This is a genomic window from Shewanella sp. BJSY2023SW005, assembly GCF_047314585.1.
Taxonomy (GTDB): domain Bacteria; phylum Pseudomonadota; class Gammaproteobacteria; order Enterobacterales; family Shewanellaceae; genus Shewanella; species Shewanella algae.
In genome coordinates this window covers 1-14,967 of the sequence record NZ_JBKORJ010000048.1, presented here as the reverse complement: position 1 = coordinate 14,967, position 14,967 = coordinate 1, and the positions used below count along the sequence as shown (strand labels likewise).

Sequence of the window (14,967 nt, the reverse complement as noted above, 5' to 3'; positions counted from 1 at the left end):
CGCCGACCGCGGCTCTTTGTCACTATCTTCCTGATGGGCCATAGGCCCCTCCTTGGGGACCCTCTTCCCGACCGCAGGAAGCGCCCGCTGTAATGGCCTGACCATTGGCGCTCCTGCTCCTTTTTCTTTTTTAAGGTCACTCACCCCGGCATAGCCGCTGACTTCGCAATCAAACTCAGTTTGGCGCGCTTGCTCAGCTTTTTTACCGCCATTTCCCGCCGCAAGGCATCACCGTGGCTGCCAATCTCTTCACGATAAACGAGTTGCAAAGGCCCGCGACCACGCAGATATTTGGCGGCTTTGGGGCCGCCACTCTGATGCTCCTGCAGGCGCCGGGTCACATCCTTGGTGATCCCTGTGTACAGTTCGCCCCCGGCGCAGCGCAGGATATACAGCTGCCAGTTATCACCACTCATTCCAGTCCCAACAGGCCGAGGAAGAAGGCATATTCCAGCGCGGTATCTTCAAATTGCCGGAAACGTCCGCTCTTGCCGCCATGGCCGGCTTCCATATCCGTCTGTAATAACAGCAGATTGTCGTCCGTCTTGTAGTCCCTGAGTTTGGCCACCCACTTGGCTGGCTCAAAATACTGTACCTGGGAGTCGTGCAGCCCTGTAGTCACCAACAGATGCGGGTAGGCCTGATGGCGAATGTTGTCATAGGGCGAGTAACTCAGCATATAGTCAAAGTAGGGCTTGTCATTGGGGTTGCCCCACTCATCATATTCATTGGTCGTCAGCGGAATCGACTCATCGAGCATGGTGGTTACTATATCCACAAAGGGCACATGGGCGGCCACCGCCAGGTAAAGACCCGGAGCCTGATTGACCACGGCGCCCATCAATAAACCACCGGCACTACCACCGGCGGCAACCACTTTGCCGGGTGCAGCATAACCCAGATCCAAAAGTGCCCGGGTAGTGTCTTCAAAGTCATTGAAACTGTTTCGTTTATTAAACAGCCTGCCATCATCATACCAAGGCCTGCCGAGCATCTCTCCGCCCCGGACATGGGCAATGGCATAGACCACGCCGCGATCCAGCAGGCTTAGAATAGAGGCGTCGAAGTCCGGCTCTATGATATGGCCGTAGGCACCATAACCGTACTGATAAAGTGGATTACTGCCGTCTTTACGGAACTTGTCCTTGCGATACACCAGAGTCACGGGCACCTGGGCACCATCACGGGCCGGGATCAGCAAGCGCTCGGCCTGATAGTTGCCGGGCTCGAAGTCCCCCAATACCTTTTCCTGCTTGAGTAGTTTGCGCTCGCCCGGCTTATCCAGTTGATAGCTGTAAATACTCTCGGGGGTAGTCGGGCTCGAGTAATATAACCTCAGTTCGCGACTGTGCTGGCTGGGATTGATATCCAGACCAACCACATAGGCCGGGTCATCAAAGGTCAATTCATAGCCCCGGCTGAGATCTGTATGGGGATAGACCTTGATATGGCTCAGCCCCTGGCTGCGGCTCTGTACTATCAGATAATCGTCCAGCAATAACAGGTCTTCGAGGCGCACCTCGGGATCATGGGCCAGTACCTGCTGCCACTTGCGCTTGTCGCCGGCATCGGCAGCCGTGGTTTTCATCAGCCTGAAATTGGTCGCCTGCCAGTTGCTGAGGATGAAGAATTCATCTCCACGCTTGGCGATGCTGTATTCGTGGCCCTCTTCCCGCGGCAGAAACGCCCGGAATTCGCCGAGCGGGGCGTTGGCATCAAGCAGGGAAACTTCACTGGTCGTGGTGCTCTCGTGGTGCAATACAATCAGGGATTCATCCAGACTCTTGCCGAGGGAGATATAGAAGGTATCGTCCTGCTCTTCATAAACCAGCACATCCTCGCCCTGGGGACTTCCCAGCTTGTGCCGGAAAACCTGGTATCCCAGCAGGGTCTGTGGGTCTTTGGCGATATAGAACACATAACGGTTGTCATTGCTCCAGACCACCCGGCCATCGACGCCCGTCAGCTTGTCGGCAAGCAGTTCACCGGTGGCAAGATCTTTAAAATAGACGCTGTAAATACGGCGGCTGAGGGTATCCTCGGCAAAGGCCAGTATCTGCTCATCCGGGCTGACAGACACTCCGCCCAGAGCATAAAACTCCTGCCCCTCGGCGCGCCGGTTAACATCAAGCAGCAACTGCTCTTCACCATTGAGCTCACGGCTTCTGGCGATCACCGGATACTCCAGCCCGGCCTCGAAACGGCGATAATACCAATAGTTATGCCAGCGATATGGCAAGCTGCTTTCATCCTGCTCCAGCCTGGAGGTCAGCTCTTTAAACAGTTTCTGTTTCAGCGGTTCCCAAGGCTTAAGACGCGCGGCGGTATAGGCGTTTTCCCGCTCCAGATAGTCGATAACGTCCGGGGCCTTACGTTCATCGTCACGCAGCCAATAATAGTCGTCTGTCCTGGTCACACCGTGAAGACTCATGGTGTGAGGACGTTTTTCGGCAACCGGTGCCACCAGCTTATTTTCTGAATTCATTCCACTGCATCCGCACAGCCACAAGGCTGTGCCTAAAACCAACATCAGGGATCCTGCTCGACTCATCACTCTTCCTTAGCGTTAATATCAGCGGCCTACTCCCTCGACTACAGGCCGCCTGCATATAGTGACGCCGACCGACGCCAACGGCAAGCCCTGGCGCCCGAGTCCGAAGCTCAAAGGCTCCCCCTTCACCCGCAGAAAATGTGACCCTGTCGCTTGTCATTTGTATGTAACAGGCGCATGCTGTTGCCGCCTGCCACATACAAGTGACAGGTCAATTCTCAGGGCGGGGTGAAATTCCCCACCGGCGGTAAATCGTGTCAGCGACATGAAAGCCCGCGAGCGCCCGCCAGATTCTGGCGGGGTCTGCAGATCTGGTGTCATCACGACCTAGCGTGACTATTCCAGAGCCGACGGTGTTGCCATTTAGATGGCTCAGTCCGGATGAAAGAGAATCAGATTGCCGCGAGGCGATCCGCTTAGTGATACATCTCTGCCAGCGGCAGAGAGGCCCACTATTCCTTTCTTTGCCCTGATTCTGGAAAACCCAAGCCGTAATTTAAGGATTTTTACCATGAATCAGTCATTATTAGCGCCTTTTGGCACCCCGATTGAAAGAGTCGAAACCGCCCTGGAAGCATTGCGTCAAGGCCGCGGTGTTTTGGTGGTCGACGATGAAGACAGAGAAAACGAAGGCGATCTTATCTTCGCCGCCGAGAGCCTGACCAACGCCCAGATGGCGATGCTGATCCGCGAATGCAGCGGCATTGTCTGTCTCTGCCTTACCGACGAGAAAATCAAGGCGCTGCAGTTGCCGCCCATGGTGGAAAACAACTCCAGCCAGTTCGGCACCGCCTTTACCGTGAGCATTGAGGCCAAAGTCGGAGTCACTACAGGCGTTTCCGCTGCCGACCGGGTGACGACTATCAAGACCGCCATTGCAGACAACGCCAAACCGGAAGACCTGGCCCGCCCAGGACACGTCTATCCACTGCGGGCTCAGCCCGGTGGTGTGATGACCCGCCGCGGTCACACCGAGGGCACTGTGGACTTGATGCAACTGGCTGGCCTAAAACCCGCCGGAGTGCTGTGCGAAGTAACCAATCCGGATGGCACCATGGCCAGACTGCCACAAATCATTGCCTTTGGTGACAAACACGACCTGCCAGTTCTTTCCATCGAGGATATTGTCAGCTATCGCGAATCTCTGCTGGCCAACGCTGGCTAATAAACAAGCGTTCTTTAACTATTTGATCAAAAGCGGCTTTATAGCCGCTTTTGTTTTAAACAAACAGGTAAACTTTGTTGCGACAAGGCTCACATTAACCCTCCACTTTTTAAGGTTTATTTTCGTGACCTAGATTAGAAATCCTTGAACAACGGGTCGCCCCCTGATAGGCAATATGTTACTTATCAAGCCTTATGGCCTGTATTCGAGTAGATTGCAGGCAGGTCTTTGCCAGTAGAATTTCAAGGAGAGCCATAGGTGTTAAGCCAACTGAGCCTAAAGCGCAAATTACTCTTGTTTGCCTTAGTGTCTGTTTTGGTTCTTAGTCTACTGGGTTGCGTGCGCCTGTTTGAACTGCTGCACAACTACCGTTTGGCCAGCCAAAGTTATCATGCTGTCGAGGTGGGTCGGCGCCTGGCCGATCTCATCTATGAGCTACAGCAGGAAAGAGGCCTCAGCGCCGCCTATATCGCCTGTAATGGTGAATGCTTTGCCGACAGTCTGCAGGTGCAGCAGCAGCGGGTATCGGCACAGATAACTGCCCTGCAAAACTCTCCCCATCTGTTACAGCTTTCCAGACAACTCTCTCCTGCGGCCCAACATCTATTGCAGACCAAACTGGAGGCTCTGCGGCTCGGCAAGCAGGCGCTGGAAAACAACCGGCGCGAACTCTTGAGCCGTGATGAGAGCGCCTCGCTGAATTTCTATTCCGATTTCAACTACGAACTCTTGCTGGGCATTGCCAATCTGCAATCCCTGTCGAGCAATGTGCAGCAGGCCAGAGCCTATGCCGACCTAGCCGCACTGTTGCGGATTCAGGAGTTGGCGGTGCGTGAGCGCGGCCTGATCAACGGCATGTTGCTGAAGCGTCAGTTCGACACCGACAGTTATGAGCGGCTGTTGGCCTTGATAACAGAGCAGGATCAGAGCATAGATCTATTCCGCGCCAGCGCCATTGTGGAACACAAACAACGCCTGGAGGCTATGCTGCAGGACAGCAAGAGTCAGGCATTGAACAATGTCAGGGAGCAGCTGCGTCAGCAAGATGCCATCACGCGTCAGGCGCACAAGTTTGCCTCTTTGCTGGGGTATGGTGGCCTGCTGCATGAGTTCAAAAATTTCCTGCTGCGTGGCGATGGCCAATACCAACAAGGCTTTAACGCCAAGCTGGAATCACTGGAGCAGATCCTCGAAAAATTGAAATCGAGCAAGGCTCTGAGTGCCAATCAGCAACAGGCCATTGCCCAGATAAGGGACAAGCTCAACGAATATCGCCACAAGATGCAGTTGATAGCGGCCATGCAAAGCCGGGGCGCCAAGGTGGAAGAGATAGACCCCCTGGTGCAGATTTCCGACGATGAGATGCTTGATGCCCTGAAGGCCCTGAGCCAACCCAAGCCCCCGGTAACTCCCGAAGTCTGGTGGCAGTTGGCCAGCGAAAGGATCCGCCAGATGGATGCCATAGCAGACAGTGTTTCCGATGATATTCTCAATCTTTCCAACGCCCAACGCGGTCAGTCACTGCGCCTTATCGCCCTCTATCTGCTGTCGGCCGCCATCACTATCGGCCTGCTGTTGTTTCTTGGCCGGGCCCTGAGTCACAATCTGCTCAGACGTATCTATGCCATCGCCAACAACATGCGCTTGATGACCAAGGATCCCAATCTGGATCTGGATATCAAGGTCGAGGGCAAGGATGAATTGGCCGACATGGCCAAGGCACTGGGACAAATGCTCAGCGAAAGGCAAAAATCCTATCAACAACTGAAACAGGCCGCGGCAGTATTCGACTATTCCGGCGAGGGGATTGTCATCACAGATGCCGATAACCGTATTGAGCTGGTCAACCCGGCATTTAGCCGCATTACCGGTTACAGCCTGGAAGAGGTCAAGGGCAAGAATCCTTCAATACTCAACTCCTATCGCCACGACAAGAGCTTCTTCAGCCAGATGTGGGACAGCCTGCTGACCAATAACAAATGGGAAGGCGAGATCTGGAACAGGCGTAAAGACGGCGAGATCTATCCTGAGTTTTTGGCTATCACCCTGGTGCGTGACGATAACAACAACATACTCAAACACATAGGTTTGTTTGTCGATATCAGCCACCGTAAAAAATACGAGCAGGACATCTGGTATCAGGCCCATTTCGATATTTTGACCAAGTTGCCCAATCGCAAGATGTTCAGCGAGAGGCTGCACCACGAGCTGTTGCAGGCCCATATTCATGGTCACAAACTGGCGATTCTGCTGATCGATCTCGACAGGCTCAAATATATCAATGATGTGCTGGGCCACAAACGCGGCGATCTCTTGTTGCAACAGGTGGCGAGAAGGCTGGAGTCACTACCGGATGAACAAAAGTTTGTTGCCCGCATAGGGGGTGATGAATTTGCCGTGATCCTGCCGCACTACAAGAACGATGCCGCCCTGACAGCCGTGGCCGACAGGGTTAAAGCCCTATTCGGCAGCAGCTTCGATATCGATGGCCAGAACACCCTGATCTCGGTCAGCTTTGGTATAGGTGTCTATCCCGAAGACGGCGATGACATAGATGCCCTGACCCGCAACACGGAAACCGCCATGTACAGCGCCAAGGACAATGGCCGTGACAACTACCAGTATTTCACCCCCAGCATGAACGCCAGCATGCTGGAGCGTTTGCAACTGGAGCAACGTCTCAGAAGCGCCGTGCTACATCAGGAATTTTGTCTGCATTATCAACCCATAGTCTCTATGGAAACCGGCCAAATCACCTCAGTCGAGGCGCTGCTGCGCTGGAATGACCCCGAATACGGCTGGGTTTCACCGGAGAAATTCATTCCCATTGCGGAGAATAATGGCCTGATAGAGCCGATAGGCGAATGGGTTCTGGAACAAGCACTGAAAGACCTCAGCCAATGGCATGCCGAAGGAATAAAACTGGATATGGCGATCAACGTCTCCAGCCGCCAGTGCATCAACGTCAGTGGGGTAAGCTTCGACACCTTGCTGGCCGAAGCCATCAAGCGTCACGGCATAGCGCCCGAGAGACTGCATATAGAGATCACCGAGTCCATGCTGCTGGACGACAGCCCCCATTGTCTGGAGGTGCTCAACAGCATTCGCCAACTCGGCGTGGCAATCCACATGGATGACTTCGGAACCGGCTTCTCCTCCTTGAGCTATCTGCGCAAGTTCCCTATCTCTGTGATTAAAATCGACAAGAGCTTTGTCGATAACGCCTTGGTGAATGAGGCAGATGCCAGCCTGGTGCGAGCGATAGTCATGATGGGCAAGAGCCTGGACTTGCAACTGGTGGCCGAGGGCATAGAGACCCGCGCGCAATGGATCTTGCTCAAGTCCATGGGCTGTGATTTTGGTCAGGGCTACCTGCTTTCAAGACCTCTGTCTGCCAAGAGCCTGACCCCGATCCTCATCCAGGGAGGGTCCTTTATCCGTCAGCTTCTGGCATAAAAAAGCAGCCTTAAGGCTGCTCTCTTTTAAAACCAGGTGGCCTTAGGCCATCTGTGCATTCATCACAGTCTCGCCACCTTCGCTCGCCAGTTGCATCAGATCCTTGTCCACCAGGAACAGCGCCTTGCCATCCTCGCCCACCAGGCGGATCTTGTCGACAATCGACTTGAACAGCTTCTCTTCTTCGTGCTGCTCGGCCACATACCACTGCAGGAAGTTGAAAGTGGAATAGTCTTGAGTCGTGAAGGCTGTATGAGCCAAGGCATTGATCTTGCTGGTGATCAGCTGCTCGTGCTCGTAAGTGTACTCGAACAGGGACAACAGGGATTCAAAATTGGCCTTGGGAGCTTCAATGGCGCCCAGCAGAGGCATGCCGCCGGTTTCACTGACATAGGTGAACAGACGACGCATATGCTGCATCTCTTCATCGGCGTGATCCCGCAGGAACTTGGCCGCACCTTCAAAGCCTTTGTCTTCACACCAGGCGCTCATCTGCAGATACAGGTTAGAGGAGAAAAACTCCATATTGATCTGCTCGTTCAACTTATCAATCATGGCTTGTGCCAACATATCCTTGCCTCTCGTTTCTGGTATCTGTTTCATGGGCGCTATTGTTATCAAGGGGCACAACAAATGCAAGAATCTTTACCTAACGCAATGATTTATAATGAAAACACTTTTCATTTAACTTGAATTATCATTTGTTATTTGCCGCAATCCGCTGACTGTAAAAGGAAAAGCCTGCGCCCAGGGCACGAAAACTGGCATGCAGATCATAGTCATCCACTTTCAGCGTGGCATAATAGCCAACCAGGTTCAGTAATAGCTCAAATAAGGTTGCTCTATGTCCAAGCCGCAAGACGTCTGTGCCCATCCAGGGCTGATGCACCCGGATCTCGCTCTGCCCCTGCTACTCGAGCAGGTCACCCCGTTGGAAGATACCGAAACCGTGCAACTGTCGGATTCTCTGGGACGGGTACTGGCAGAAGACTTGGCCAGCAGCATAGACCTGCCGCCGTTCGATAACTCGGCGATGGACGGCTATGCCTATCGTTATGCCGACTTACCCGAGAAGGCCAGCCTGAAATTACTGGGCAGTTCCTTTGCCGGCCATCCTTTTGAAGGCCAGTATCAGCCAGGCGGCTGTGTCCGCATCATGACTGGCGCTCCTGTGCCTGCGGGTTTCGACACGGTGCAAATGCAGGAGAAAACCGAGGCCAATGGCGAGCTGATCACCATAGAACCTTGCAAGCAGGCCGGAGACAATGTGCGTGGCCGCGGCGAAGAGCTGCTGGCCGGCACCAAGGTCCTCAGGGCCGGCACTCTGATAGGTGCCGCCGAAATGGGGGTGATGGCCACCATAGGTATCAGCAGCCTTAGAGTGATCCGCAAGGTTAAAATCGCTTTCTTCTCCACCGGTGATGAATTACGCCCCGTGGGTTCAGAGTTGGCTCCCGGCCAGATCTACGACTCCAACCGCTACTCGATTCAGGGCCTGCTCAGCCGTGCCGGTGTTGAGTGGCAGGATCTCGGCGTTATTGCAGATGATCCTGAGGCTATCCGTCAGGCATTTCGCAACGCCTCGGCCAGCGCCGATATGGTGATCACCTCAGGGGGGGTCTCGGTCGGTGAGGCCGACTTCACCAAGCAGATCCTCGATGAGGAAGGCAAAATAAGCTTCTGGAAACTGGCGATCAAGCCGGGCAAACCCTTTGCCCTCGGCCATATAGGCAAGGCGGTGTTCTGTGGTCTGCCGGGCAACCCGGTTTCATCCATGGTGACCTTCTACAAGCTGGTGTGGCCTTTGCTGCATAAACTGCAGGGGCTGCCACAACCAACCCCGCTACTACTGGATGCCAAATTGACCGCCCCCATACGTAAACAACCCGGACGGGTGGAATACCAGCGCGGTATTCTGAGCCGCAATCAGGACGGGGAACTGGAAGTGGCGGTAACCGGCTCACAGGGTTCGGGCATGCTGACCTCCATGAGCCTGGCCAACTGTTTTATTATTCTGGAGCAGATGCAGGGCGACACCCCGGCGGGCACCAGAGTCACGGTAGAACCCTTTAACAGCGTGCTGTGCTGAGGCCGATATGAGCGACGAGATACTCACAGATGCCGAGATGCTGCGCTACAGCCGGCAGATCTCCATCAAGGCGATGGACATTGAAGGCCAGGAGAAGCTCAAACAGGCCAAGGTGCTGATGATAGGTGCCGGTGGCCTGGGCTGCGCTGCCGGTCAGTATCTGACGGTTGCCGGGGTCGGCAAGTTGACCCTGGTGGACTTCGACACTGTCGAACTGTCCAACCTGCAGCGCCAGGTACTGCACCAGGATGGCAATATAGGCCAGCCCAAGGTGGAATCGGCCAAAGAGAGCCTGAGTGCGCTCAATCCACATGTTCAGATAGAAACCATCAATGGTGTGTTGGATGATCCCGAATTGGATCAACTGGTTGCCGAGCACCATCTGGTGCTGGACTGCACCGACAATGTTGCGGTGCGCGAACAGCTCAATCGCAGCTGTTTTCGGCATAAGGTGCCCTTTGTGTCCGCTGCCGCAATCCGTATGGAAGGGGTGATCTCCGTCTTCGGTTATCAGCAACAGATGCCTTGCTATCACTGTTTCAGCAGTCTGTTCGGCGAGCAGCAACTCAGCTGTGTCGAGTCGGGTATTCTGGCGCCGGTCGTCGGTATGATGGGCTGCCTGCAAGCGGTGGAAGCCATCAAGGTGATAAGTGGTATTGGTAAGCCGCTCTATGGTCGTTTGCTGATGGTCGATGCCATGACCATGGAGTTTCGCGAGATGAAGCTGCCGCAAACCCCCAACTGCCCCGTCTGCGGTTGAGGCTGCAATAACAAGAGGCTGCCTGGGCAGCCTCTTTGATTTTCAGCATTTTTTTACTTGGCGTTAAGCCAGTCAGACTCAGGCAATACCCTGTCGACAATCCGGATCTCGGCAATATCACCACGAAACAGATCGGCCACCTCGCCGTCCCAACTGGAGGCGCCCACCATCCATTCGCCGCCGGGAATACTCACCAGCCCATGCTGCTCGGCTTCGGCGGTACGCATTACCCTGGAGTTGTCCACATACATGGTGGCGTATTGGCCGTCGTTGACTATGGCCACGTGATACCAATAATCCCTGTCCACTTCCCATGACCAGTTGCTGGGCCCCACGCCATTGCTGGAGGTGGAGATCCACTGGAATTCCTTGAGACTGGAGGCGGTCAACGCCAGTGAAGGATCACCGCCGCCACAATCCAGCTTATGGTGTTCACACACCTGGCTCTGGCTGGGTTTATGGGCAAAGACGGCGCCCCAGGCATTTTCCGATGCCTGCCACTCTGGTGCCAGACGCACTATCATCTCTATGGTGTACTGCGGCAGAACACCCGCCTGGCGATCGGCAGAAACCAACGTCGGTGCCTGGCTGGAGAGGTAATAGCCGCCCTGGGTGTTGCCGCCCTTGAAACGAGCCGCCCCAGTGGCGTGGCCGAAGCCAGGAGCTTCACCGAGCAGTTCAAACAATTGCTCCTGAGTGCCACTGCTGCCCGCCTTGGCCTTGAGACTCAAGGTATTGCCGCGCCCGGAAAGATCCATAAACTGCACCTTGGTCGGGTCTGTACTGGTTAACTTATGCTCGGCATCGAATATCCAGTAGGCGAGTGTTCCTTCAAGCTTACCCGGACCTTCGGTTTCCACTTCCTGATTCAGCTTGGCAAAACGCTTTTCAAAGTCCAGGGGCTGTTCAAACTCCCAGCGTTGCAACACATCCTGCGGCTGCCTCTCTGCCTCCGGGATGGCCGCTACCCAAGGTGAGAATGAACGAAACTGCAACCGCTTATTGGCTTCATCGAAACTCACCAGTTGCAGCATACCGTTGCCACCCCAGAATCCCGATTGATAGTCCACCAAGATCATGACCACATCGCGGCCATAGCGGTTCTTGGCCACCATCTTGGCCTCGCCATGGTGATGGCCGTTAAAGGTGAGGAAGATCTGGTCATTGTCTTTGATCAACTTGTCCCACAGCATGGCGCCATGGTCGGTAAATATGGCGCTGCTGCCATCATCGGCCACATTCAACAGCTGATGGGTGGTGAGTATGGTCGGTGTTTCCGGGTGAGCATCCAATACCGACTGTGCCCAGGCTATGCTGGCCGCCGAGGTACGCCAGTCGAGCGCCAGCAACAGATACTCGCGCTCACCGCCCTTGAAGAGGTGATAACTGTTGAAGCCGGTGGCATCTGTCCCCTGGAAACTGGCAAAGTTGTTTTGCTGCAAAGACGCCGGGAAATGCTTGAGGAAAGGCTCTGCCGCCAAGGTCCTGTCGTTGTCGAAGTTGCTATTGATATCGACCCCGGACTGACGGTAAGCCAGCACATCATGGTTGCCCGCCAATATGCTGTATGGGGTGGCTGGATTGGCTTCCAGAATACTCATGGCCGCGCGGGCATTGAGCCATTCCTGCTCAGAGTCAGGCAGGTCGACCACATCCCCCAGATGCGCCGTGAAGACGATATTTTGTTGCTTGTAGTTATCGGCAATCCACTGAGTTTGAGCGTTGTAGCGCTCGGGATTATAGCGGGAGTACTTCTGGGTATCGGGCATGACCACCAGAGTGTAACTCTCGGCTGCGGCTTGAGTGCCATTGTCGTTGTCTGAGTTACACCCCGTCAGGCCAAGCACTGCACCCAGAACCAGTGCTCCAATTGAGTGTCGCATGATATCTCTCCAGTTCAGGCTAGTAAGAAAGTCTGGATTTAAACAAGGACAGATGAAGCAAAATAAGCACTTTTATTTCAAAATCATTAAGTTACAAATCATTATCAAAACACACAGACGGCCAGCATAAGTCTCGGTCACAACAAGCGCTTGATGGTTGGAAGATGTCGCACAGGGTTTTGGGCGATAGCGCCTTGTTGAGCTTGGTGTTTTTCTATATCGTGTGGCGCTTTAATCTCGCCTGAAATCTGCAAAAAGGAAATTTCCCGCTATGGACAACAGCCTGCGACGCAACTACGGCACCGATAAGGGCCAGATCAGTGCCGGCAAATACAACCTGGTCATCGGCCTGACCCTGATCTGGGGTTTTGTGGTCAACTATCTGATGGTGCTGAATATCGACCCCGAAATCATCGCCACTATTCCAATCTGGTTGTTCTTTATCGGCTACTTTGGCTGCTGTATGGCGGGTATCTATCTGTTCCAGTCATCGGACAAGCCTGCAGTCAGCTTTCTCGGTTATAACCTGGTTGTTGTTCCCTTCGGCCTGATAATTAACCTGGTCGTCAGCGGCTATGACCCGACGCTGGTGTTGGAGGCGCTGCGGATAACGACTATCGTTACTCTGGCGATGATGATATTGGGTACCCTGTTTCCTGCCTTCTTTGCCCGCATAGCCGGCGCCCTGACCATAGCCCTGCTATTGGTGATCATTGTCGAACTGGTGGAACTGTTTATCTTCAAGACCCATCACGGCATTCTCGACTGGATAGTGGTATTGATCTTCTGTGGCTACATTGGCTATGACTGGGGCCAGGCCAACGCCAAGGAAAAGACGGTCGACAACGCCATCGACAGCGCCGCGGCGCTTTATATGGATATCATCAACCTATTCCTGCGGATCCTGAGCATTCTGGGAAGAAGGAATTAACCCATGCGTTTACTCTTGCTGTTGCTGCTCCCCATGGCTTTTTCCTCTCTGAGCGCTGCCGAGTGCAGCACTCAGGCTCTGGCCAAGGCCAGGAGTGATTTCCAGCAAGGTTATGCCAAAGGCGAGTATCAACAGGCAACGGCGGCGCTCGCCACCTTTCATCAAGAATGTGGCTATGAGTTGTTCCCCCAAATCAAAGGTGCAACCGAGCCGGCCATCGAAGATGTTCGCCGCTACTACTGGCTGATAAGCGATCTCTTGCTGGGTCTGTCCCGCAGTGGTCAACTCAACGAGTGCATAACTCTGGCCGAACATGAAGAACTCAATTGGGGCAGCCACTTTTATCGCCTCGGGGGTGAATCCGTGTTGGCAGCCCTGCAATACAACGCCGCCAACTGCAAAAGCAACAGAGAGCAAAAGCTCGGCAGTTTCAGTCAACAAACTTGCCCAATCGCAGGTGCTGCGGATGCGCTGGCTATTCCCTCAAGCTGGCAGATGGGCCAGGCCTGCTTGCGGCTGTTTCCGGGGCACGCGGAAACCGAATTTGACGCCGGCGATCAGATACCGCCTTATGTCGAACTGATAACCGCCACTGAACACCACAAACTGGCCTTTGCCGACGGCAAGCTTGGCAGTGGCGATTTTTGCGGCTTCTCTACTCTGGCTCTGGGCCGCGATAAGCAATTACGCATTTCGGGAAGTGGTGGATTCTGCTGGCAAGGCAGTGCTGTTTTTATGCTCGACTCAGTCTACCGCTTGCAGCAAGATAAACTGACCATCAAAGACGAACTCTTCGTGCCGGTTCACTGAACCATGACAATCAAAGGAAGGATGCCAATGATAGATCACCTCAGCAGCTATGCCACAGATTACCCCAAGACACGCGACTTCTATCTCGAAACACTAAGCGCCTTGGGTTACCCCTTGGTCAGGGCGGGATTCCACTTTGCTTATATCTTAACCAAATAACAACTCTGAGCGAAATGTAGGACTCCAACCAGCACGGCGGCGCTTACCTGCCAGACTGTCTTTTTTGCCTTGGTGCTGCCTTATCGCACTCAGAGCCGCTCGGTTAAATAGGGCGAGATGCTTTGCGCCATCAGGATCCGTTACCTTCAGCGCATCTTCGCGGAAGACCACATCCAGCACCCAATGGAGCTGATTTTCTACCCCCCAATGCTCTCGAATAGTCCTCGCGGCCTCTTCGGCATTGAGCGGTAAGGAACTGACATACCAGCGTGAAGAACATGATGTTATTCCATCGACTGTCCGTTCACTGGCAACTTCGATAAATGAGGTGATGTGCGGCCACTTTTTCTTAAGTTCCGCTGATAATTCTGCTTCTATCTGCATGACTGTTCGGCGCTCCCTGCGGCCATGACCCATGTTGAACTGCTCAAATATAGCCAGTTCTGGCTGCTCATACGCTTTACTGAAGCTGGTTTTGACTGCTTCAAATAATCCCGGCTGGTTCGACTTGAGCTGAATAATGAAATCACCGTTCCCCTGTTTAATTTTGTTCATGGTAGACACCTGACAATGCAGTGCATCCAGCGTCAGAACGGCATTATCCAGTGCCATAGCATCAATCATGTTGCGGGCGACTTCAGCTTCTTTCCCTTTAGAATGTGAACTGTCTTGGTAAAGTGTAATGCCGTTGCCGACATCAAATGCGCTGACAACATGGAGTGCATTCTTAGCATCCTCACTCCACGCCCCGCGCAGGGTTTTTCCATCCAGCGCGATAACGGTTTTCCCTTCCGTTTGCCGTTGCTCATTGATCCAGCCAAATATGGCTTGAAGGAGCAGTTCGCTGTCCAATGCTTTGATTATATTACTGATACAATGCCTTTTAGGGATGCCATTTTCAAATTTTCGGTACAGACGGAGCCAATCTAGCTGTTCTTCTCCGAATTCCTGAATGGACTTCCACCCAGTCGCACCGCTGAGGATAGCACTGAGTGTCAGGAACACCACATCCACTAAATTATGCTTTAGATTGATGTCCTTACGGGGATCGGTAATCTGTTCTAGTTGTTTCAAAAGGGTCATGGTCATCTGTGGATTAAGGGCAAGGCAGATCAGATCATGACCAACCGTAAAAGTTCAATTTAAAGTGGGATCCCGCCCTG

At 53.7% G+C, this 14,967-nt stretch carries 12 protein-coding genes and 1 riboswitch; of the genes, 7 read left to right on the top strand and 5 right to left on the bottom strand.

The annotated features are described in order from the left end of the window. Positions 1 to 140 precede the first annotated feature (140 nt). A complete protein-coding gene (locus ACMHXI_RS14395) occupies positions 141 to 416 on the bottom strand; it encodes a GIY-YIG nuclease family protein (protein ID WP_025889227.1) in 276 nt (91 codons plus the stop codon). After that, on the bottom strand, positions 413 to 2,551 hold the full coding sequence (locus ACMHXI_RS14390) for a S9 family peptidase (protein ID WP_413735280.1): 2,139 nt from the start codon (positions 2,549 to 2,551) through the stop codon (positions 413 to 415). The genes ACMHXI_RS14395 and ACMHXI_RS14390 overlap by 4 nt, the downstream gene beginning before the upstream one ends. A gap of 210 nt (positions 2,552 to 2,761) precedes the next feature. Next, a riboswitch (FMN riboswitch) is annotated at positions 2,762 to 2,948 on the top strand. A gap of 114 nt (positions 2,949 to 3,062) precedes the next feature. On the opposite strand from ACMHXI_RS14390, the gene ribB reads away from it, so the two are divergent. Next, the gene (gene ribB / locus ACMHXI_RS14385) at positions 3,063 to 3,716 is read left to right on the top strand and encodes a 3,4-dihydroxy-2-butanone-4-phosphate synthase (RefSeq protein WP_025009206.1); all 654 of its coding nucleotides are present in this window, start codon (positions 3,063 to 3,065) and stop codon (positions 3,714 to 3,716) included. Between the two features lie 258 nt (positions 3,717 to 3,974). Further along, positions 3,975 to 7,172, top strand: a complete 3,198-nt coding sequence (locus tag ACMHXI_RS14380; protein WP_413735278.1) for an EAL domain-containing protein — start codon at positions 3,975 to 3,977, stop codon at positions 7,170 to 7,172. A gap of 42 nt (positions 7,173 to 7,214) precedes the next feature. Here ACMHXI_RS14380 and ftnA read toward each other — a convergent pair whose 3' ends face one another. Further along, complete coding sequence (gene ftnA / locus ACMHXI_RS14375) at positions 7,215 to 7,742, bottom strand: non-heme ferritin (RefSeq protein WP_028780740.1); 528 nt, start codon at positions 7,740 to 7,742, stop codon at positions 7,215 to 7,217. A gap of 274 nt (positions 7,743 to 8,016) precedes the next feature. On the opposite strand from ftnA, the gene moeA reads away from it, so the two are divergent. Continuing rightward, on the top strand, positions 8,017 to 9,261 hold the full coding sequence (moeA, locus tag ACMHXI_RS14370; protein ID WP_109247477.1) for a molybdopterin molybdotransferase MoeA: 1,245 nt from the start codon (positions 8,017 to 8,019) through the stop codon (positions 9,259 to 9,261). 7 nt (positions 9,262 to 9,268) lie between these two features. Further along, positions 9,269 to 10,021: a molybdopterin-synthase adenylyltransferase MoeB gene (gene moeB, locus ACMHXI_RS14365; protein WP_208185236.1), complete on the top strand. Its 753-nt coding sequence runs from the start codon at positions 9,269 to 9,271 to the stop codon at positions 10,019 to 10,021. Positions 10,022 to 10,074: 53 nt separating this feature from the next. On the opposite strand, the gene ACMHXI_RS14360 is transcribed toward moeB, so the two are convergent. Next, positions 10,075 to 11,904: a LamG-like jellyroll fold domain-containing protein gene (locus ACMHXI_RS14360; protein WP_208185237.1), complete on the bottom strand. Its 1,830-nt coding sequence runs from the start codon at positions 11,902 to 11,904 to the stop codon at positions 10,075 to 10,077. Positions 11,905 to 12,175: 271 nt separating this feature from the next. Between ACMHXI_RS14360 and ACMHXI_RS14355 the strand changes: the two genes are divergently transcribed. The 3 genes from ACMHXI_RS14355 to ACMHXI_RS14345 are packed head-to-tail and all read left to right on the top strand — an operon-like array spanning position 12,176 to position 13,804. Then, a complete protein-coding gene (locus ACMHXI_RS14355) occupies positions 12,176 to 12,835 on the top strand; it encodes a Bax inhibitor-1 family protein (RefSeq protein WP_025009202.1) in 660 nt (219 codons plus the stop codon). Positions 12,836 to 12,838: 3 nt separating this feature from the next. Next, entirely contained in the window at positions 12,839 to 13,645 is an 807-nt protein-coding gene (locus ACMHXI_RS14350) for a hypothetical protein (protein ID WP_345850941.1), read from the top strand. A gap of 27 nt (positions 13,646 to 13,672) precedes the next feature. Then, positions 13,673 to 13,804, top strand: coding sequence for a hypothetical protein (locus ACMHXI_RS14345; RefSeq protein ID WP_413735275.1), 132 nt, complete (start codon positions 13,673 to 13,675; stop codon positions 13,802 to 13,804). Here ACMHXI_RS14345 and ACMHXI_RS14340 read toward each other — a convergent pair. Continuing rightward, entirely contained in the window at positions 13,793 to 14,887 is a 1,095-nt protein-coding gene (locus tag ACMHXI_RS14340; RefSeq protein ID WP_109248997.1) for an ISAs1 family transposase, read from the bottom strand. The two genes, ACMHXI_RS14345 and ACMHXI_RS14340, sit on opposite strands and share 12 nt — an antisense overlap. Positions 14,888 to 14,967 lie beyond the last annotated feature (80 nt).